This window comes from Kaistella faecalis (genome assembly GCF_019195395.1).
Taxonomy (GTDB): domain Bacteria; phylum Bacteroidota; class Bacteroidia; order Flavobacteriales; family Weeksellaceae; genus Kaistella; species Kaistella faecalis.
In genome coordinates, this window is the sequence record NZ_CP078067.1 from 664,533 (window position 1) to 685,540 (window position 21,008).

The 21,008-nt window shown below is 38.1% G+C and carries 21 protein-coding genes; 11 read left to right on the top strand and 10 right to left on the bottom strand.

All coding sequences use genetic code 11. From position 1 onward, the window contains the following. Nucleotides 1–87: 87 nt before the first annotated feature. The 3 genes from KTV93_RS03150 to KTV93_RS03160 all read right to left on the bottom strand — a co-directional run bounded on the left by KTV93_RS03150 (nucleotide 88) and on the right by KTV93_RS03160 (nucleotide 3,659). Nucleotides 88–1,071, bottom strand: a complete 984-nt coding sequence (locus tag KTV93_RS03150; protein ID WP_218249878.1) for a pyruvate dehydrogenase complex E1 component subunit beta — start codon at nucleotides 1,069–1,071, stop codon at nucleotides 88–90. Nucleotides 1,072–1,187: 116 nt separating this feature from the next. Then, complete coding sequence (locus KTV93_RS03155) at nucleotides 1,188–1,607, bottom strand: DUF2147 domain-containing protein (protein ID WP_218249879.1); 420 nt, start codon at nucleotides 1,605–1,607, stop codon at nucleotides 1,188–1,190. Nucleotides 1,608–1,736: 129 nt separating this feature from the next. Further along, on the bottom strand, nucleotides 1,737–3,659 hold the full coding sequence (locus KTV93_RS03160) for an LTA synthase family protein (protein ID WP_218249880.1): 1,923 nt from the start codon (nucleotides 3,657–3,659) through the stop codon (nucleotides 1,737–1,739). Between the two features lie 115 nt (nucleotides 3,660–3,774). On the opposite strand from KTV93_RS03160, the gene KTV93_RS03165 reads away from it, so the two are divergent. From KTV93_RS03165 to KTV93_RS03185, 5 genes are all read left to right on the top strand, one after another. Beyond that, on the top strand, nucleotides 3,775–4,488 hold the full coding sequence (locus KTV93_RS03165; RefSeq protein ID WP_218249881.1) for a CDP-alcohol phosphatidyltransferase family protein: 714 nt from the start codon (nucleotides 3,775–3,777) through the stop codon (nucleotides 4,486–4,488). A 43-nt stretch (nucleotides 4,489–4,531) separates the two neighbouring features. Continuing rightward, nucleotides 4,532–5,296: a 3'-5' exonuclease gene (locus KTV93_RS03170; protein WP_218249882.1), complete on the top strand. Its 765-nt coding sequence runs from the start codon at nucleotides 4,532–4,534 to the stop codon at nucleotides 5,294–5,296. A 121-nt stretch (nucleotides 5,297–5,417) separates the two neighbouring features. Further along, nucleotides 5,418–5,621, top strand: a complete 204-nt coding sequence (locus KTV93_RS03175; protein ID WP_218249883.1) for a hypothetical protein — start codon at nucleotides 5,418–5,420, stop codon at nucleotides 5,619–5,621. A gap of 491 nt (nucleotides 5,622–6,112) precedes the next feature. Then, on the top strand, nucleotides 6,113–6,721 hold the full coding sequence (locus tag KTV93_RS03180; protein WP_218249884.1) for a fumarylacetoacetate hydrolase family protein: 609 nt from the start codon (nucleotides 6,113–6,115) through the stop codon (nucleotides 6,719–6,721). Nucleotides 6,722–6,776: 55 nt separating this feature from the next. Next, complete coding sequence (locus KTV93_RS03185; RefSeq protein ID WP_218249885.1) at nucleotides 6,777–7,211, top strand: universal stress protein; 435 nt, start codon at nucleotides 6,777–6,779, stop codon at nucleotides 7,209–7,211. A 78-nt stretch (nucleotides 7,212–7,289) separates the two neighbouring features. Here KTV93_RS03185 and KTV93_RS03190 read toward each other — a convergent pair whose 3' ends face one another. Beyond that, a complete protein-coding gene (locus KTV93_RS03190; RefSeq protein WP_218249886.1) occupies nucleotides 7,290–7,520 on the bottom strand; it encodes a hypothetical protein in 231 nt (76 codons plus the stop codon). Nucleotides 7,521–7,562: 42 nt separating this feature from the next. Here KTV93_RS03190 and KTV93_RS03195 point away from each other — a divergent pair, with 42 nt between their 5' ends. From KTV93_RS03195 to KTV93_RS03205, 3 genes are read left to right on the top strand one after another with little or no spacing between them, the layout of a single operon-like run. Then, on the top strand, nucleotides 7,563–8,471 hold the full coding sequence (locus tag KTV93_RS03195; protein WP_218249887.1) for a DUF6427 family protein: 909 nt from the start codon (nucleotides 7,563–7,565) through the stop codon (nucleotides 8,469–8,471). Between the two features lie 6 nt (nucleotides 8,472–8,477). Beyond that, nucleotides 8,478–9,062: a DUF3109 family protein gene (locus KTV93_RS03200; RefSeq protein WP_218249888.1), complete on the top strand. Its 585-nt coding sequence runs from the start codon at nucleotides 8,478–8,480 to the stop codon at nucleotides 9,060–9,062. Between the two features lie 24 nt (nucleotides 9,063–9,086). Beyond that, nucleotides 9,087–9,734 (top strand): MgtC/SapB family protein, encoded by a 648-nt coding sequence (locus tag KTV93_RS03205; protein WP_218249889.1) that lies wholly within the window; start codon nucleotides 9,087–9,089, stop codon nucleotides 9,732–9,734. A gap of 89 nt (nucleotides 9,735–9,823) precedes the next feature. On the opposite strand, the gene KTV93_RS03210 is transcribed toward KTV93_RS03205, so the two are convergent. The 5 genes from KTV93_RS03210 to KTV93_RS03230 all read right to left on the bottom strand — a co-directional run bounded on the left by KTV93_RS03210 (nucleotide 9,824) and on the right by KTV93_RS03230 (nucleotide 16,174). Continuing rightward, nucleotides 9,824–11,023: a fibronectin type III domain-containing protein gene (locus tag KTV93_RS03210; protein WP_218249890.1), complete on the bottom strand. Its 1,200-nt coding sequence runs from the start codon at nucleotides 11,021–11,023 to the stop codon at nucleotides 9,824–9,826. A 189-nt stretch (nucleotides 11,024–11,212) separates the two neighbouring features. Beyond that, nucleotides 11,213–12,547: a trigger factor gene (locus KTV93_RS03215; RefSeq protein ID WP_218249891.1), complete on the bottom strand. Its 1,335-nt coding sequence runs from the start codon at nucleotides 12,545–12,547 to the stop codon at nucleotides 11,213–11,215. Between the two features lie 180 nt (nucleotides 12,548–12,727). After that, the gene (locus KTV93_RS03220) at nucleotides 12,728–13,288 is read right to left on the bottom strand and encodes a hypothetical protein (RefSeq protein ID WP_218249892.1); all 561 of its coding nucleotides are present in this window, start codon (nucleotides 13,286–13,288) and stop codon (nucleotides 12,728–12,730) included. A 56-nt stretch (nucleotides 13,289–13,344) separates the two neighbouring features. Next, on the bottom strand, nucleotides 13,345–15,726 hold the full coding sequence (locus tag KTV93_RS03225) for a TonB-dependent receptor (RefSeq protein ID WP_218249893.1): 2,382 nt from the start codon (nucleotides 15,724–15,726) through the stop codon (nucleotides 13,345–13,347). A 91-nt stretch (nucleotides 15,727–15,817) separates the two neighbouring features. Then, on the bottom strand, nucleotides 15,818–16,174 hold the full coding sequence (locus tag KTV93_RS03230; RefSeq protein WP_218249894.1) for a hypothetical protein: 357 nt from the start codon (nucleotides 16,172–16,174) through the stop codon (nucleotides 15,818–15,820). 158 nt (nucleotides 16,175–16,332) lie between these two features. Here KTV93_RS03230 and pfkA point away from each other — a divergent pair, with 158 nt between their 5' ends. Then, nucleotides 16,333–17,319 (top strand): 6-phosphofructokinase, encoded by a 987-nt coding sequence (pfkA, locus tag KTV93_RS03235; RefSeq protein ID WP_218249895.1) that lies wholly within the window; start codon nucleotides 16,333–16,335, stop codon nucleotides 17,317–17,319. Nucleotides 17,320–17,375: 56 nt separating this feature from the next. After that, nucleotides 17,376–18,380 (top strand): type I glyceraldehyde-3-phosphate dehydrogenase, encoded by a 1,005-nt coding sequence (gap, locus tag KTV93_RS03240; protein ID WP_088469970.1) that lies wholly within the window; start codon nucleotides 17,376–17,378, stop codon nucleotides 18,378–18,380. 67 nt (nucleotides 18,381–18,447) lie between these two features. Here the strand turns inward: gap and KTV93_RS03245 are convergent, their stop codons facing one another. Further along, nucleotides 18,448–19,635, bottom strand: a complete 1,188-nt coding sequence (locus KTV93_RS03245) for a DEAD/DEAH box helicase (protein WP_317206442.1) — start codon at nucleotides 19,633–19,635, stop codon at nucleotides 18,448–18,450. Nucleotides 19,636–19,750: 115 nt separating this feature from the next. Here KTV93_RS03245 and KTV93_RS03250 point away from each other — a divergent pair, with 115 nt between their 5' ends. Beyond that, entirely contained in the window at nucleotides 19,751–20,956 is a 1,206-nt protein-coding gene (locus KTV93_RS03250) for an oxygenase MpaB family protein (protein ID WP_218249896.1), read from the top strand. The last annotated feature ends 52 nt before the right edge of the window (nucleotides 20,957–21,008 follow it).

The window sequence follows — 21,008 nt, forward strand, 5'->3', positions numbered from 1 at the left end:
ATTTAGATTAAAAACCAATTCGCACATCTTTTTTTCCCGGATATGTGAAGTATGGACCAAAAAAAACTCCCATTCGGGAGTTTTGATTTATGCTTTAATGTACATTGCTTTTTTTATTTCTTCCTTCACTTTCTCAAGTTTCGGGAACCATTCTGCAAACAGTGCGGCAGAATAAGGCGCTGGTGCATCCGGAGTAGTGATTCTCTTGATAGGCGCATCCAGGTAATCAAATGCTTTCTGCTGAATCATATAAGTAATTTCTGAAGATACAGAACCAAACGGCCATGCTTCTTCTAAAATAACCAATCGGTTTGTTTTCTTCACTGAAGCGATAATGGTATCAAAATCGAGCGGACGAACCGTTCTAAGGTCGATTACTTCAACAGAAATCCCTTCTTTCTCCATATCTTCTGCTGCCTGCATCGCAAGTTTCATAATCTTACCGAAAGAAACCAAAGTAACATCTTTACCTTCTTTTTTGATGTCGGCTTTTCCGATTGGGATGTAATATTCTTCTTCAGGAATTTCCATTTTGTCGCCATACATCTGCTCCGACTCCATGAAAATTACAGGATCATTATCCTGAATTGCACTTTTCAACAATCCTTTTGCATCATAAGGGTTAGAAGGAACGATTACTTTAAGACCAGGTGTATTGGCAAACCAGCTTTCCAGAGCCTGCGAGTGCGTTGCACCCAATTGACCTGCAGAAGCTGTAGGACCACGGAACACGATTGGGCAATTCCACTGGCCTCCGCTCATCTGGCGGATTTTTGCTGCGTTATTAATGATCTGATCGATCCCAACGAGAGAAAAGTTGAACGTCATGTATTCTACAATCGGTCTGTTTCCGTTCATTGCTGAACCTACTGCAATTCCTGTAAAACCAAGTTCCGCGATTGGCGTATCAATAACTCTTTTAGGTCCGAATTCATCGAGCATACCTTTTGATGCTTTGTAAGCACCATTGTATTCTGCAACTTCTTCACCCATCAGGTAGATTGATTCGTCTTTACGCATTTCTTCGCTCATTGCCTGGGCAATCACTTCACGAAAAGTATATTCCTTCATATTCATTGAAAAATTAGACTACAAAAGTAAAGATTTTTTCCCAAACCTTCAGATGATAAACGACATAAAAAAAGCAATCCTTTCGAATTGCTTAATTATAATTTTATACGGAAATGTTACTTAACTTTATGCCAGGTTTGGCTTCTTCCGATAAGTGAAAATCCAATATAACCTCTTACATTTAGTTTGTCACCACTTCTGGTAATGGTACATTTATACGTTTTTCCTGTTTTGGGATCAGTAATTGTCCCTCCGGTAAATTCACTTCCATCTTTAGACAGGCCTCTCACCACTTCCATACCGAGAATTGGCTTGTTCTTTCTGTCATCTTTACAGTCAACACAATTTGGGTTTGCAGGTTTTATTAAAAGCTGGGTTACTTTACCGTAATATTTACCATCTGATTTCTTAAAAATTTCTACGATAGACTTTTCCTGACCTGTTTCATCATCGATGGTCTTCCATTTTCCTTCGATTTGAGCATAAGAAAGAGTTGCAAAAAACAGCGCAACAAAAGCGAAAATTATTTTTTTCATTTTATAAAATATTTAAATTTTTATTTGGATAAATGTAATTAAAAAAAGTTAAACACCAAATCTTTAATTATTCATCACATACTTTTACAGCCTAATTCCAAAACCTTTAAATTTAAACATTCGTTTAATTTACTGAAGTTTGCGGTTGATTACCCGATCCATATAATCCTGATACCACGCTTTGGCTTTCAGCTCGCCCAGTGTGATTTCCGGAGTATTTATTTTACCCAAAAGATTATTCTCATATCCCAAATCCTGCAATGCATAAATACCGGTAAAGTTTTTACCGTCGAACAGATAGATATAATTGCCAATCATGAACTGCTCCACTCCGCTGGAGTTTACGATCAGATAATCTTCTTTCTTATCGGAAACCAAGCTTCTTCCCCAACTTCGGATCTTCCTGTTGTAACCCATCAGATCAGCTAACGTGGGGTAAATATCCATTTGCTGGGTTGGAGTAGTGATTTCCCCTTTTAAATTATATTTTGGATTCGGGGAATAAAAAAGAATCGGAACAGCAAAACGGTTCATCGCTTTTTCATATTCGGGATAAGCAACCTGATTGGTATGATCGGCCACCATTACAAAAATCGTGTTCTGATACCACGGCATCTTTTTGGCGGTTTCGAAAAACTGTTTCAGAGCGTAATCGGTATAACGTATAGGTTCGTGAATTTCAAGCGGACCTTTTTTGAATTTTCCGGCGTATTTTTCTGGAACTTTGAAGGGATGATGAGACGAAACTGAAAACATCGTTGCCATGAACGGTGATTTCTTTGTATTCAGCGTTTTTGCAAAATACTGAAAGAACGGCTCGTCCCAGATTCCCCATATCCCGTCGAAATCTGCGTCGTTATTATACTCGGTTTTTCCGTAATAGTGTTTAAAACCCAAGATATTTCCAAATCCCATAAAACCCATCGATCCGTTTGGTGCGCCGTGAAAAAAGGATGTATCATACCCCATATCGTTCGCGACAGAAACCACTGACTGTATTTTTTGGTTCGAATATGGTGAACTTGTAAAAGCGTCTTTCAATGTGGGGATCCCCGCCAGAATAGAACTCATTCCGTGAATCGACTGCCGCCCGTTGGCAAATGCGTTGGTTGCGATTAAACTCTGCGTTGCTAAACTGTCGAAAAACGGCGTATAGGAAACAAAATCTTTAATCTTCATGTTCTTATTAAACGCGCCGGAATATTCTTTACTGAAACTTTCGAGAATAAAAATCACCACGTTTGGTTTTGGCTCCGGTCCTTCCCTTTCATAGATTTTATAAGGCTTTATGTTCTGCTCAATAAACTTCTCATCCACAAACTTAACTTCCTGAAAGTTGTTGGTGTTCATTGTTCGGAAGAACGAGAAAACACTGTTCAAAACTACATTTGCCTGAAGCGGATTCTTCACATGCCGGTTCGCATCGACCAGATTGATCGGGCGCGTGGAATGCTTAAAATCACCACGGATTCCGCCAATAACCAGCGCTGCAACTACGCACAAACTTACAACGGAAGAAACAAAATAAACCCATTTTTTCTCCGGTTTCCGTTCTGTTACTTTCACCTTTTTATAAAGAAAAATCCAGAGTAAGATCAGAATAATAAACCATACAATCACAAAAGGATGCTCCACAACTGAAACAAAAAACACCTTGCCAATATTTTTTTCATGCTGAGCCACGTGCATAGCGGCCATTGTAAGTCTTGCCTGCGAGAATTTGTAGTACACAAAATCACCGAAATTCATTCCGTACGCAATTCCATTGGTGATGAAATAAAGATAGAAAAGGAACTTCTGATAATATTTCTTTGTATTGATGACCAATGGCAGCAAACTCAGCAAAATGAAAAGCGAATTCACATAAAGAATTGCCGTAGTATCAAAAGCGGTTCCGTGATATGCGATGTTGAAATAATCTGAAGCCGAATCGATCCTGATTAAACCTCTGTTGAAAAACCAAAACAGCAGCCTCGCAATCTGATAAAATACAAATGCCAGAAAAATCCTGTAAAAAAGTGCTGTAATTTCCTGTAATCTAATTTCCTTCATTCTGTATGATAAAAATAATCGCGCAAATTTACATTAAATTCATATTTCGTTAAGCTTTAGTTTTTTGTTGAAATCCGGCAGGCAGATTTTTAATAAAAGCCTTACTTTTGCTCCTATGAACTTTATTAAAAACAATTTGGCCAACGCGTTTACGCTGGCGAATTTATTTTCAGGTAGTATTGGCGTCATCCACTTACTGGCGGGCAATTACCATATTACTGCCATTTGTATCATCCTATCTCTGGTTCTGGATTTCTTCGACGGATTTATTGCAAGAGCGATGAAATCTAACTCCAATCTCGGGGCACAACTGGATTCGCTTGCCGATATGGTGAGTTTTGGCCTTTTGCCAGGACTTGTTATTTACAAAGCCTTGGAACCATTCGGAGCCCAGTTTTTGGGAACTGATCTACCTTTCGAAATTAAATATCTCGCCTTATTCATCACTTTATTTTCATGTTTACGGCTGGCGATTTTTAATCTTGACGAGGAGCAGACATATTATTTTAAAGGTTTAAATACACCTTCTAACACCATACTGATTTTCGGTCTTTACTATGCCTCTTTAGAATCTGGAAGTTTTTCATTTCTGTTTGAAAATTCACTCCTTCTGATTCTTTTCACGGTGATCTCTTCGTGGCTTTTAGTTTCCCCGATTAAAATGATCGCGATGAAATTTAAATCCATGAAAATGCAGGATAATTATCCAAAAATCGCATTGCTTATCGGCGCCATCCTGATCCTGATTATTTTTAAAACGGTAGGAATACCATTGGTGATTCTTTATTATATGCTTATTTCGCTTATTTTTCAGAAACAGCTGAAATAAAGACGGACATTAAACCTCAGATGACACTTTTTCAACTTTAAAAATGAATTTAAAACTTTATAAACCGCTCTGTATCTTCGATTTAGAAACTACCGGAACCAATGTCGCAAAAGACAGAATCGTAGAAATCAGCATTCTGAAAGTCAATCCCGACGCTTCGCGCGAAAGCAGAACATGGCTTGTAAATCCGGAAATGTATATCCCGAAAGAATCCACAGCCATTCACGGAATTAGTGACGATGATGTGAAAAACTCACCGAAATTCAGTGAAATTGCTCCAAAAGTAATGGAAATGATTTCCGGAACCGATTTAGGCGGCTTCAACTCGAACCGTTTTGATGTCCCGCTTCTGGCAGAAGAACTTTTAAGAGCAGGAATCGATTTCGATTTGAATAAATTCAAACTTGTTGACGCGCAAACAATTTTCCATAAAATGGAACCCAGAAATTTAACCGCGGCCTACAAATTTTACTGCAAAAAAGAGCTGGAAAATGCGCATTCTGCGGAGGCTGATGTGTTGGCAACCTTTGAAGTTCTCGACGCACAGGTTGGTCACTATGAAGATTTACCAAATGAAATCGCGGCTTTAAGTGAATTTTCATCACATCACAAATTTGCGGATCTGGCTGGTTTTATCGCCTTTGATGAAGACGAAAAAGAAGTTTTCAGTTTCGGAAAATATAAGGGACAAAGGGTGAAGGACGTATTCCAGAAAGATCTGGGATATTACGGCTGGATCCAGAATGCAGATTTTCCGCTGTACACTAAGAAAGTTTTGACGGGAATACAGTTGAGAAGTAAGTTTTAAATTTAATTCTATATTATTTCAAACCAACATGCTAAATAAAATTTGTTTTTTCTTCTTTTTGATTCCCCTCCTTTCGTTTTCCCAGATCAAACCGAAAATAGTTTATAATGATCTGCAAAGGATGAACCTCAAAGGGAATGTAAAAGAAGTAATGGAGACTGATTTTAAAATAGAAAATAATCTGACTGCCGAGTCTAAAAAAAAGCAATTTTATGAATTTTTACCAGGGGGAAGATTAAAGAGAAAAGAAAACTTTTTAATTGAAACCGTCACCTATTTCGCTTATGACAAAAAAGGAAGAGTAACCTCTGAAAGAACTAATTGAACAAATGATAAAGCGGAGAAGAATTATACGTATCCAAACGATTCTGTAGTAATTAGATCGTATAAAAGCGGTGAATTTAATTCAGTTACAAAAAGCGTATTAAAAAAAAATAAAGAGATAGAGATTTATAAAAAATTAGATTTTACAGAATTTAAAGAGACTTACACATACGACTCCAAAGATAGAATTATTAAATCTTATGGATTGTATTATTATCCAGACAAAGTTGATACAATTAAAATATCAGCAAGCTATCATAAAAAATGTTTAAACCCAGTATCACAGGCTTTTGAAAAGCCATTTTCCAAAGATATTTTAAATAGAAGATGCGACATTATTCGTCACCAGACCATAAACAAAGATGGTATAATAATCAGAGAATACGACTATACCTATATTTATGACAAAAAGAAAAATTGGATAGAAAGAAAAACATATTCTGAAGGCAAACATATAAATTCGACAAAAAGACAAATTACATACTATCAAAAATGAAAATCATCTGCATCGGCCGCAATTATGCTGAACACGCCAAAGAACTAGGAAATGAAATCCCTGAAAATCCTGTAATCTTCATGAAGCCCGACACGGCAATTCTAAAAAAGGGTTCGGATTTTTATATTCCCGAATTTTCTGATGATGTGCATTATGAACTCGAAGTAGTGCTGAAAATCTCCAAAGGAGGAAAATACATTCAGGAAGATAAAGCCTCAAATTACTTCGATGAAATCGGTTTGGGAATTGATTTCACTGCGAGAGATTTACAAAGCCAACTGAAAGCCAAAGGCCTTCCTTGGGAATTGGCAAAAGGTTTCGACGGAAGCGCTGTAGTTTCAGAATTTTATAAAAAAAGCGATTTCGATATGCAGAACCTGAATTTTTCTTTAATGAAGAACAAAGAAAAAGTTCAGGACGGTAATACTTCCATGATGATTTTCTCGCCGGAAAAAATTATCGCATTCGTATCGCAGTACTTCACCTTAAAAACCGGAGATCTTATCTTTACCGGAACACCGAAAGGCGTGGGTAACGTTGCTGAAAACGATATTCTGCAGGCTTTTCTGGAAAATGAAAAAGTGCTGAATCTTAGAATTCAATAAACCGCTTGACCGTTTGCCGAAAGTTTCGTAACTTTAAGGAACAAAAATTAGAATCATGATCAACATCGTATTACCTGTAGATTTTTCCGACGCAACCGACCGACTTATTGAGGGCGCAGTAAAATTTGCAAAAGAAACAAAAGGAAAAATATGTCTTATTCATGTAGCTCCCGCTGATATTGGCTTTGCGATCGGCGACATGGGATTTCAGTATTTCCCGGAGGTGGAACAGAATGAAATTAAAGATGAACTGTTGCGGCTGAACGCCATTGAACAGAGGATTATTGCTCAGGATATCGATTGCGAACACTTACTGAAACAGGGTGTGGCCGGTGACATTATTCTGGAATATGCTAAACAGAAAAACGCCGGTTACATTGTAATGGGTTCACACGGGCGAAGCGGGATTTATGATGTCTTTGTCGGCAGTTTGACCAAAGAACTTACACGGCGGTCAACGATTCCTGTATTGGTGATCCCGATTCATTAAACTTAATGACAGTAGATAACAAAATCCCGAAATTGCATAAATTTCGGGATTTTATATGAAGATAAGTATCAATTATTCTTAGTCTTTTTTATTGATCTTTGGATCGTAGTAAGGATGATGACCTTCTGTAGGTGAGAAATATTCTTTGTCTTTGTCGCCGCCCAGGGTTACGAGCAAAACATAGCACCAATAGGTGAATAGAGCTGTTGCAACCAGAAACAGTATCCAATTAATAACATTACCTGCTGCATCAAACATACCGAAAGACCATTTGAATACATCGCTTAAGAAGAGAAAGAAAGACGTCATTATTTTCCTTTTTTAAATTAACTTTGCACAAAATTAGTAAAAATGTTTCGATTACTTTCTAAAGAAAGCAATATTTTTTCCATCCCAGTCTACATCGGTGTTCTTCTTTTGATCGTAATCGGATTCAACTTTCTCGACCTTAGCACTTTAGACTTTTTTTCTGCCGTTATCACCTTTGCAGGCGTAGCAATGGGCTATTTCTGTTTCAATACCATTGCACTTAATTACCAGACACATTTGCCTTTGTTTCTTTACACAGCTTTCATTTTCGCTCTTTATCCGGGTGATCTGGACATTGGTATTGCGGTCTCGCTGTTCACTAATTCTATTATTCTTATTCTGTTGACCAATGTTGATATTAGTGTAAGGAAAAATTCATACCCTTTGGTAGGAGCAATTTTAGCGTTGAATTTCATCTTTTTGCCGACCACCTGGCCCATGTCGATTTTCGTGATTTTTCATATTTTCGGAACTTCAGACAGGATCGGATTGCACTTATTCCGGCTCTTTTACGGAATGTTCCTCATCGCACTCTCCTATTTTGGGCTTGCTTATATGCTGGATCTGAATTCATGGAATCCCACATACTTTCCTTTCGGCGATTTTACACCTTCGGAAAATCTGGAACCTTTAATCTGGTTGATTCCGGTTGCTGTCCTGCTGCTTCACGCGGTTATGGACCATTTCCGGCACTTTAATAAAAAAAGTCCTGTAAGCAAATTTAAATATACATTTCTGCTCATATTTTCACTGGCACAGCTCATTACGGTAGTGCTTTACATGGGCAATAATTTCGAGTATCTGCTTTTAATGGCCTTTCCTGTTTCGGTTATCTTGAGCAGAATGCTGAAATTTCTCCCCAAGTACTGGATGCGGGAATGCGGATTATGGCTGATTATCATAAGCCTGATCATCTTTAAACTTCATGGCTATTATAATTTTAATATTTAAACGACGATGATTCAAATTGAAAATAAATTAATTTCTGAAGACATTTTTTCTGAAGAATTTGTGTGTAATCTGAGCCGATGCAAAGGCGCATGCTGTGTTGCAGGCGATGTAGGAGCTCCTTTGGAAAAATACGAAACAGAGATCCTCGACAGAATTTTCCCACAGGTAAAACCTTATTTGAGGCCTGAAGGAATTAAAGCTCTGGAAGAACAGGGAACATGGACTCTTGATCCAAACGATGGTGATTTTGTAACTCCAATGGTGAACGGCGAAGAATGCGCCTATGTAATTTTTGATGAGAAAGGCATCACCAAATGCGGAATTGAAAAAGCCTACGAAGATGGCGCAGTAGATTGGCATAAGCCGATTTCGTGCCATTTATACCCAATCCGCGTCACCGAATATTCGACTTTTACCGCCCTTAATTATCATGAATGGGAAATCTGTAATCCGGCATGTGAATTAGGAAAAGAACTGAAAGTGCCCGTTTATAAATTCCTTAAAACCCCGCTTATCAGAAAATACGGTGAAGAATTTTATGACACGCTGTGCGACGCGGCAGACGAGTGGAAAACCGAATATGGTTCGTAAAAAATTTCTATCTTTAAATAAAAAATGTCGGAACATTTTGAATTTTTAGATATTTACAAAGCAATTATTTCCATTATAGCAGGACTTATTTTAGGTTTTGAAAGGGAAATGAAGGACAAATCCGCGGGGTTGAAAACCATCACCATCATTTGTCTGGGGTCTACCCTTTTTTCGATTATTTCCTATAAACTCGCCGGTGACGGTGACCCCACCAGAATCGCTTCCTATATTGTGAGCGGAATCGGTTTTCTGGGTGCGGGCGTAATTTTTAAAGAAGGCTTCACCGTGTATGGACTTACCACAGCGGGCATTATCTGGATGGCTGCAGCAGTTGGAATGGCTATTGGTTTCGGAGAAATATATATCGCCTTTACCTTTCTTATTTCGGCAATCCTAATTATTTATACAGCGAAATATCTTACAAAACATTTTCTGCCGCTTCATCACCACAAAATTCTTAAGATGCGAATGAACACGCATAATTTTCTCACTCACAAAAAAGCAATTTTAAGCGATCTGAAAGCAATGACCAGCGAACTGAACGAAATTGCAATCGAGAAAGATTTCGATCATATCTTACTGACGCTGGAGATTCATATTTCTGAAAAACAGCTGGATCAAATGGAGAACTTCCTCACTTCCAATAAGGATCTGGAATATTTCAGTTACTAAAAAATTAAAAAAAATCCGTTCTGCAAAAACAGAACAGATTTTTTTTTGCTACATGATTTTTCAACTTAAAATATTTATTTAATTTAATTCTAATATGTCGTTAAGAATAAATTTCCTAAATTTTCCTGATTAAAACTTGAAATTTCCTGACCGTTTTTAAAAACTTTCTGAATCTGTTCGTATTCCGAATTATATGAAACCAGCAGGTAAACATCATTATCCATAACTTTGATACTCTCAACCTGTCTGCCAAAAGGAATTTCTGTCATGACATTATTTTTCCAGTACGCAAGCTTTCCGGCATTATTGTAACCGGCTACATAAACATCATCATTTACAACATCCATACACATGATCCCTTCACAGTCCGCAAATTCGTGAATTTCATTATTTTTCCAATAAAATCCCATTCTTTTATCAGTAAAAAATTTCAGACCCCCACCGCCAATATATACATTGCCATTTTCGACATCAATGCTTGTTATATAAGAAAAATTAAATGTTGTGGGTTCGGGAAGTTGATATAATGTTCCATTCTTCCAGTAAACAGGTTTATAATCGTTTTCGTAAATAGAACTGGCAATATAAACATCATCATTATCAATTTTCATTTTAGAAATACGGGGATCAGAATACCTTCCATTCCACGTAGAACCGGGCAATATTACTTTATTTCCATTTTTCCAGTAACATTTATAGTAGGAGTACGGAATATATCTCGTAACCGATCCTACCACGTAAACATCATTTCCGTTTACAGCTATATCTTCTGCGCTACTAAGTTCAGTAGAATTAAGTGGTTCTAAAGTTTTTAATATACCGTTTTTCCAGTACGATGCAATTCTGCGATGATCAGGCACATCTCCATTTGTGATGAATCCAGATGAATAAACATTGTTCTCTGCTACGAAAATATTACCTCCAAAATTTTGAAAACCCGATAAAACTTCCAAACTGGTAGAATTACCATTCTTCCAAAATTTTGATTTTGCAGAAATATATAAATCTGTAACACCCGAAAGTGTCTTAACATTAATAATTTCTGATGTGCCTGAAACATTTCCCGTAGCGTCTCTAGAGGATACAGAGACGCTATGTAAACTAGCAGAATTTAATTCCCGAATATCAATATTGGTTTCTTTAGAAGTATATAATTGATCGTTCACAGAAATAAGATATTCTGACACTCCGACATTATCAGTGGAAGCAGACCAATTTAAACTGAAAGAATTTTTGGTAATTTTACTAACCGAAATGTTTTGGGGTGGCGTAGGTTTTTGTGTATCCAATGTTGATGTTTCAGTTTCTCCTCTACAAGAAACCAATAAAAATAGAATGATAAAAACTGTAACAAAACTTTTAAAGTAAATTTTTAGCATATAATTAAGAATATTTGTAGTGTAAATATATATTTATTAATCTTAACAAAAAAAATCCGTCTCATTGCTGAGACGGATTTTATATTTAAGATTAAACAATTACTTTTTCAATTCTTCCAAAAACTCATCGTGAGAGATTTTAGTCGCTTTTTTAGTTGCTTTCTCAAGGATTACATCTTTCAGTTTAGCCATTCCAACTTCTGCGGAAATCTGACGAACCTGTTCCTGATCTTTCAACATTTCAACAGCATATTTCTGAATTTCTTCATCAGATAAATGGTGGATTCCGTAGATTGCCAACTGGTTTTTCACCAACTGCTCAGCCTGAGAAAGGATATCAGCATACTCTAATTTAATCTCGTTATCATTCATCAGTTTTCCTTCTAGAATCTGGTATTTCAACTGATTTCTTTCAGCTTCCAGAACTTCTTTTGCATGATCTTCAGACTTGATGTTTTCGTTGCTGAACATTAAGAATTTAACGAGGAAATTTTCAGGAAGCTTCACTTCTTCTTTTTCGTTGATCTGCTCAAGAACTTTGTTCACGAAATGAACATCTGCATTCTGCTGGAAATATTCATCCAATTCAGTTTTTACTTTTGCTTTCAGTTCGTCTTCAGACTTAATGGTTCCTTCGCCATAAACTTTATCGAATAAATCCTGGTTAAGTTCTGCCAAATCCAATCCGTAGAAATCTTTCACTTTCACTTCGATCTGGTCGTGGTGAAGGTGCTCTACTTCAGCTTTACTGAAACCTAACTCAGTTGCCAAAGTTTCGTTTTTCTCTAAATCTTCTTTAGAAACCTTTACAGATTCATCCATTTTCAAAGCTTTAACGAGGTTAAATGCTTCTTTTCTCTCTGCATTGATTACTACAGATTTTGGAGCGTGATTGTGCTCACCTTCTGCATTTTCTTCTACAACCTGGCTGATTTCAAGGGCTACGTGAGAATCATCTCCGATTACTTCTTGTGGAACCTGAGTTGCGAAACGCTTCTGCATATTTTCGATGCTTTGTCCGATTTCTTTGTCAGAAGCTTCAACCTGATAATGTGGCGCTTCATACTTAGCCAAATCAATCGTGAAATCCGGCTCGTAACCAACTTCAAAAGCAACAGAAAGCTGCTCTGCGTTCAGGTTAAGATCGTCTACCGGCTGCGGTACAGGCTGACCAACCAATCTAAGTTTGTTTTCGTTTACATAGTTATTTAACGCATCAGAAACCTGTTTGTTGATTTCTTCAAAAGCGATCCCTGCTTCATACTGCTTTCTTACCATGCTCAACGGCACTTTTCCTTTTCTGAATCCCGGAACCTGTGCGTTTTTTGCATAATTGATAAGTTGTTTTTCAACTTTACCTTTGTAATCTGCTTTATCTATCGTAACTGTAAGTAACGCGCTTACTTCATCGTGGTTTGTCGCTGTAACGTTCATTGTTATGTTTTGAAAATTTAGGTTGCAAAAATAGTAAAAATTTATTAAAAGATTCTCGGTAAAAAATTATAAAAAATACTAAAAAAAATCATCTGCAATTAAGCAAATGATTTATTCTTTGAAAACACCACAAATACACAATTACTGAAAATTAATCGTTTATTTGGGGCTGAAAAAATTTTAATGAAGATCTACAAGAGCATTCACATCGGTTTCGCCACCGGATGTTTGCCCTTGCTGGTTCTCTGCTGAAGGATAATTTTGGTTTACAGAAGTAGGAGTATGCACCAATTTGATGTTGGCTTTTCCTGTTGCTGAAACCGAATTGATTTTCCATTCAGTGCTTAATCCTACTTTGTTTCCATCAGTTCTTACCACATCATCCGAAGTCCGTTGCACGGTAACATCAGAATCAGAGAACTGGAACGTAATGAAATGCTCGTCTTTTTCTTTAATAATATCGTTGTTTGCACTGTGATAATGATCATCGTGTTTCACCTGGAAATCCAGTTTTACAGCATACGTTGCGCCTACTTCCAGATGTAAATGCTTATCTGCAACGCCTCCGATATAATTTACTGTCTGAACATCCGAAGCATTATTTTTATTGGTTGCGGTAACCACCAATTTTTCTATGTCTTCGTGTTCATGAATGTCTTCAGGAATTTCATCGTTATTTCTACAAGAAAACAAGATAAACGCTGCAAATAAAACTAAACTGATATTGAATAAATTTTTCATTTTTTTAAATTTTTTAAAGGTTAATTGTTCTTATTATTGATTAAATAAGATTTTTATTAAATTTTGAATTGAACCGTTGCCACGAAATTTCGTCCCGGTTCCGGCATGAAATACCTCAATCTGTTGAGATACTCTTTGTAATGGGTATTAAAAATATTGTTGACTCTGAAATTGATGTTCATATTTTTTAAAACATTAAATCCAAAAGCCGCATTGAAAATTGAATAAGACTCCGGCGTAGCGCTGTAATCAATTTCTCGGGTAACCAAAGTACCGTTCTCGATGAAATCTACATTTTGGTTTCGAATCGGATATCTTTTCTGCTGAAATACCGTTTCATTTTCCAGCTTTACAAAAAGGTTTCCCCATTTTTCAGATTTCCATTCTATTGTATTTCTCCAACTTGTAGGCATCATTAAGATTAAAGGTTCCTGATTTCCCAAGTCGTCACCGCGCAATGCACTGAAGGAGGAATTCAACTTCAACAGATCGGTAAACCGCAATTCTGCATCAGCATCAACTCCGAAAATTCTCGCTTTGATTTGCTGATAACTCCACACCACAAAAACACCTCTGTTCGTAGACTTCACACCGGTTGGGATCTGGTTTATAAACGAATCCGAAAACATGAGATAAGGATTAATTTCGAAAGACAATCCTTTCAAAAAATCCACTTTTGCGATGGTAGAAAAATTAAGATGGCTGATGCTTTCTTTTTTCATGTCCAACGCACCTTCTTCCATAATCGCAGCAGAATGGTGTAGCCCGTCAGCAAACAGTTCCGCAGCATTCGGAGCGCGTTCTGCCCGGGAAAAATTGAGTTTGAAATTCCAATTCTTACTTAAATGATAATTGAAACCCACATTTCCCGAAAAATTATGATAATCTAAAACAGGACGCGTCAAAACCCGGCTATCGCTTTCTTTCACGAAGAAATCCGGAAAAAGATTCGCATATTTTTCCCAAACGGATGCGTCATAATATTTATAGGCATCATATCGGTTGAAATCGTATCTCGCACCGGTCTCCGCATTCAGCTGATCATTGATTTGGAATTTGAAAACCGAAAAAATTCCGGCATCATATCGGTAATAATCAGGAATCAAACGTCTTGCTTGGGTCGCCGGATTAGGGAAATTATCCTGTATTCCACCAGAAATTCCGCTTTCGATGTTCCATGTTCCTCTTTCCAAAAGATGCGTCAAACTTGCATTATGAGTAACCAGGCGTAAATCCATCGAAGGCGTTTCGCTCAAATCACCTTTTCGGATGTCGTATTCTTTTCTGCTGTTCAACTGAAAACTATACTGAAGAGAGATTTTCCCGATATTCAAAAACCTTTTATATGCAGAAATTTTTGCCAAATGATGACTCACCTCCTGCTTAGGATTTTCGATATCATAGCTGAATTCATCCAAAAAATAAGGCTGCCCAAAATTGATGGCTTTATAAAAATCTTCCGGACCACCAAGATGCGCTCCCTTGAAAATCCCGAATTCCTGCTGAATTCCGCTGTACAAAACATCAAAACCCTGCTTGAAAGCATGATTTCCGAAAGAAAAATCAAAAGAACCAATTTCCGCTCCCGTGTTTTGCAGCGTATGGTGCGGAATGTACTGATCGCCCAACTTTTTATAGGATCCGCCAGACTTTACAAACCACTTGTTCTCCCAGACTTTAGTTACATCTGCAGCAACCTCGCCTCCTTTACCGTTCGATATTCCGGAGAATCTCAGACGCCCGAAAATCGTGTCTTTCCTGAGTGTAATTGCCGGTTCCAAAACCACAACGCCGCCCACACTTTCGTTACCATATTTCAATGCCGAAGCACCTTTTACAACATCAATATGTTCCACCATATTCACATCAACATTCGGTGCATGCTCCACGCCCCATTCCTGTTCCGCCATTTTTACACCATTGTTCATGATAGCAACCCGCGTTCCGTACAGCCCATGAATAACGGGTTTCGAAATATTGTTTCCCGTCTTTAAAGCCGTTACTCCCGAGATTCCGGTGAGTAGATTTCCGAGATTTTCCGTGGAATTGCGTTCGATTTCTTCTTTGCTTAAAGTTTTAATAAGAACCGAACCCTCTTTTTTATGGATGGCGTGAATTTTCACGGTTTCAATTTCGGAAATATGATGTTCCAGATTCAGGGTAATTTCCAGATGTTTATCCACAACAATTTCCTCAGAAAGGTTTTGGCAATCCGGATGTGAAGCCAACAAGGTGTACGTTCCTTTTTTAATGGATTTAAAAACAAAATTGCCGTTTTCGTCGGAAGTTTCGGTTTCATTTCCGATTTTGATTGCTGCGTTTTTCAAAGGGATTTTATCATGAAAATCGATGATTTTGCCCCGAACTACGAACGTTTTTTGCGCACTGACGATTGTTAGTCCAAAAAAGACCAACAAGAAATTGAATAATAATTTCATTAAATTAATTTAAGTATTAAATAAATACATAAAGCCGTTAAGATTTGAAAATCAAATCTTTAGCGTTTCATTTTCAAGAAAATGATTTTAATTAAATGAAAGTTGCCGGCGGACCCCGAAGCTGAACATTAAGGAATACCAGAGAAGAGAACCTCTGTTTGTAGGCGAAAATCTGTTGACGAAATTCAACAAATTTCTTTGTTGACAATGCGAAACCCTCAGGAATCAGGGTGTACCCATCATGAAGAAGATGACAGGAAAGACAGTCGCTGAATTCCTGAGCAAAATAACCTTTTGAATATGTTTTTTCAGACTTCTTGAAATTGAAATCTTTAAACACTTCACCACTTCCGTGATTGTGAAAATTCTGCGAGAACAAAGCCACAAACAGATACAATGCTGCAAAAATTACAGCTGCTGTATGTCGGTATGTTCTTAATTTCCACATTTCGCAAAAGTAATAAATATTTTTAGACCGGAAAACAAAAGGGGCAGTCTAAGGCCATTTTCGGTGATGAAATTAATTTTCTCTCATTTACCAAAGCTGTTAAATGTTAGGCCAATATTTGACGGAGATTTTGTAAATTTGTGCTGAAAATTTTATATATGGAAGAAAGTGCAGTAAAAAAGATAGCGGTTTTCACCTCAGGTGGTGATGCCCCGGGGATGAACGCCGCATTGAGAGCGGTAGTAAGAACTGCAAGTCATTTTAAAATAGAATGTTATGGTGTAAGAGAAGGCTACAACGGTCTTATTAATGATGATTTTACGAAAATGGGGCCACGATCGGTGAAGAATATCATCGGAGCAGGAGGCACCATCCTGAGATCAGCCAGATCTTTGGAATTCAAGACAAAGGAAGGCCGCCAAAAAGCGTACGACAATTTAGTAAAACGCGGAATCGACGGATTGGTTTGCATCGGTGGCGACGGAACTTTCACCGGTGCTAAAGTATTTAACGAAGAATTCGGAATCAAAGTAATCGGTATTCCTGGGACCATCGACAACGATATTTTCGGAACAGATAATACCATTGGTTACGATACTGCGCTGAATACTGCCATGGATGCGATTGACAAAATCCGTGATACAGCAACATCCCACAACAGAGTATTTTTTGTTGAAGTAATGGGTCGCGATGCCGGTTTTATTGCTTTAAACAGCGGTCTCGCAACGGGTGCGGTAGATATTCTGATTCCAGAAAGAAAAGACAGCATTGATGATCTTTTCGAAACATTTGAAAAAGCAGAAAAAGCCGGAAAAACTTCAAGTATTGTAGTCGTTGCCGAAGGTGAAAAACTGGGCAGCATCTACGATCTGGCAAAAGCTACAAAAGCAGGATTCCCGGATTATGATATCCGTGTAGCAATTCTGGGGCATATCCAGAGAGGTGGCTCACCAAGCTGTGCCGACCGGGTTTTAGCAAGCCGCCTAGGTTACGGAGCGGTAATAGGTTTAATGGCAGGAAAAACCAACAAGATGGCAGGAATGCAGTCGAATACCCTGGTGTACACCCCTTTTGAAGAAGCCATTAAAAAACATAACGAGATTGATCAGGATTTGCTAAGGCTTTCAGAAATACTGGCGATTTAGCAGGAAAACCTGTCTCTAAAATAATAAACGTTAAATAAATTTATAAACAAAGTATTATGTCAACAATCAAAGTAGGAATCAACGGATTCGGCAGAATTGGGCGTCTTGTGTTCCGAGCAATGACCGAAAGAGAAAACATCGAAGTTGTAGGAATCAACGACCTTATCAATGCGGAATACATGGCTTATATGCTGAAGTATGATTCTGTACACGGCGAGTTTAAAGGGACTGTTTCTGTAGAAGGAAACGACCTTATCGTAAACGGTAAAAAAATTAGAGTTACCGCCGAGAAAGACCCTAACAACCTGAAATGGAACGAAGTAGGTGCAGAATATATCGTAGAATCTACAGGATTGTTCCTTTCTAAAGAATCTGCGCAGGCTCACATCAATGCAGGTGCAAAAAAAGTAATCCTTTCTGCTCCTTCAAAAGATGATACGCCGATGTTTGTAATGGGAGTTAACCACAAAGAATTGACAGACGATATCAAAATTTTCTCTAACGCTTCATGTACCACCAACTGCCTGGCTCCATTGGCAAAAGTAATTCACGATAATTTCGGAATTGTAGAAGGTTTAATGACAACCGTTCACGCAACTACAGCTACTCAGAAAACCGTTGACGGACCATCAATGAAAGACTGGAGAGGAGGCCGTTCTGCACTCAACAACATCATCCCTTCTTCTACAGGTGCTGCAAAAGCAGTAGGAAAAGTAATTCCTTCACTTAATGGTAAACTTACAGGAATGTCTTTCAGAGTTCCTACCGCCGACGTTTCGGTTGTGGATTTAACAGTAAGATTAGAAAAACCAACTTCTTACGAAGAAATCTGTGCAGCAATGAAAGCCGCTTCTGAAGGCGAACTGAAAGGAATTTTAGGTTACACTGAAGACGCAGTGGTTTCTCAGGACTTTGTGGGCGAAAAAAGAACTTCAGTATTCGATAAAGATGCCGGAATCATGCTTTCACCAACTTTCGTGAAATTAGTTTCATGGTACGATAACGAAATGGGATATTCTAACAAATTGGTAGATATGCTGGTTCATTCCGCTTCTTTGTAAGAACTGAACAAACAATCCAAAACAATAAAAACCTCTCAGCTTTGAGAGGTTTTTTTATGCTTTTCAGTTAATATCCTTGAAGATTAATGTCTTCTGTTCTTATAAGTTCTACCCGTTTGCCCATCTTTTTCTGGATCACCCGGAAATGCTGCAGTTCGTCATCCGTCAGCAAAGTAATCGCGGTTCCGGACTCCAACGCACGGCCGGTTCTGCCGATACGGTGCACATAATCCAGCGGTGAACGTGGAAGCTCGTAATTGATGACATATTCTAAAGACTCAATATGAATTCCACGCCCGATAAGATCTGTAGCGACAAGGATTTGAGTTTCTCCTTCTTTAAAATCTCTTAAATTTCCGGATCTCGAACCCTGGGATTTTTTACCGTGAACAGCGGTTACCGGAATTTTATTTTTCTTGAGTTTTTCTGCCAGATTGTCGGCACTTCTCGTAGACGAAGTAAAAACCAAAGCCTGCTGGATGTTTTTTTCTTTAATTAAATACCGCAAAAACGGACCTTTTCTTTCTTCAGTAACGTGATAGGCAAGCTGCGTAATTTTATCGAGATCGACTTCTTCCGCTTTAATTTCTACAAGAACAGGATTGATGGTCAGCCGTTTTTTAATCTCTTCGACTTTATCATTTAAAGTTGCGGAAAACAAAACCGTCTGTTTCTTTGAAGGCATCATCGCGAAGAGTTTGTTCATTTCCTCTTCAAATCCTAACTGGAACATTTTATCTGCTTCATCAATGACCAGATGTGTTATTTGGGAAATACTCAAAGCTTTATGCTCAATTAAATCCAGCAGTCTTCCGGGCGTTGCCACCAGAATCTCAACACCGAACATTCCTTTCATCTGCGGATTAATCGAAACTCCGCCATAAACCGCCATCGTTCGGATTTCTCTCTTTAAATTTTCTGTAAAAGCACGGAAAACCTCATCAATCTGAATGACAAGTTCCCGCGTCGGAGCCAAAACCAAAATCTGGATATTTCTGTCTTTTTTCACCTCTTCATTCTGGAGTTTTTCGAGAATCGGCATTACGAAACACGCGGTTTTACCGGAACCGGTCTGCGCGATTCCCATTAAATCTTTTCCCGCTAAAATCACCGGGATCGTTTGTTCCTGTATCGGAAACGGTTTCAGAAACCCTAATTTTTTGACAGATTTAATAATATTGTGTGATAAGCCTAAAGATTCGAAAGACATAGATGCTGTTTTAGTTCCGCAAAGATAATCTATTCGGAACAGCATTCGGCATTTATCGTTTTTACTGGACTTTCGCCTCAATATTTCTTACCTTTAATGGCTTAAAGATTGCAATTCTGAAAGTTATTTTTTAAAGACAAATTTCTTAAAATACGAATTAATGAAGACCGAACCCAGATTTCACAACGCTCCGCATTTTAAAAACTTTTGGGAAAAAGGCAACGGAAAAGCACTTCTCGACTGGGCAGATTTTAAACCTGACATCAGAGACTTTGGGAGATTTTCATCCCTTTATCATCAGATTGATGAGCTCGGTGACGAGGCGGTGCGCGCATCCTATCTGAAACTTCCTTATCCTGATGCGAGCGCATTGATCAAGAAATATTCTGCTACAAAAATTACTGAAAGCGACGACGCACCAGAAATTGTAAAAAAATTATTTCTGCAGATGCAGGAAGTTCCCGCTTGGTTCGATGAAAACCTGGCAAATATCGGCGCGAGATTATGCATGAGAAGCGGAACGAATGCATTGATTATCCTTCGGGATTTCGTGCTGATGGGCGGTTACGACTACGCTTACCTCAACAAACCCTTAATTTTTACTGGTGCGCTTAAAAAAGGTGCAGTAAAACGTCTGAAAGACACGCTCGAATTCTGGGTTCATGTTACCCGTGAAGATGCGCTGAAAGTGAATTCTGAAGCCTACCAGCTGATTGTGAGAACAAGACTTATGCATTCCTATGCCAGACTGAAAATCAAGGAAAAAGGACAAAACTGGAATTACGAAAAATGGGGACAGCCGATTAATTCATGGGATATGATTGCAACTTACACCGGTTTTAGTCTTGTGCTGATGCAGGGACTGAAAAAACTCAGCGTTAAAATTTCTGAAGAAGAGGAAAACGGCGTGTTCCATCTCTGGAAATATATCGGTTATCTGCTTGGGATTCCGGCCGAATTTCTCCCGGAAAATAAGCAGCAGGCAGTGGAACAGCTTTATCTGTGGAGTTCTTTGCAGGATAAAGGAGACTCAGATTCTGTACATTTAGCCAAAGCTTTGCTGGATGAGAATCTGGAAAATACAATTTACAGATATCCTTTCCAGCGAAAACTACTCCTCAATCTTCATCAGAGCATGAACTGGTTTTTGCTCGATAAGGAAATTAATGAAAGGCTGCAGATTCCAAAAGTTGGCATCACATCGGTTTTTCCAAGATTCATCACTAAGGCCAATCAAATCGCTCAGCAGATTTTTAAACTGGATGATGAGAAGAAATACCGAAAACTGGTTGAAATTGGAAACCGTGACCAGATGAAGGTTTTGGAAGACTATATCAAACACACACCGAAAGATTTTCAGTATTAAATAAAAAAACGGTCCGCAGATCTGCGAACCGTTTCAGTTTGTATGTTAAGAT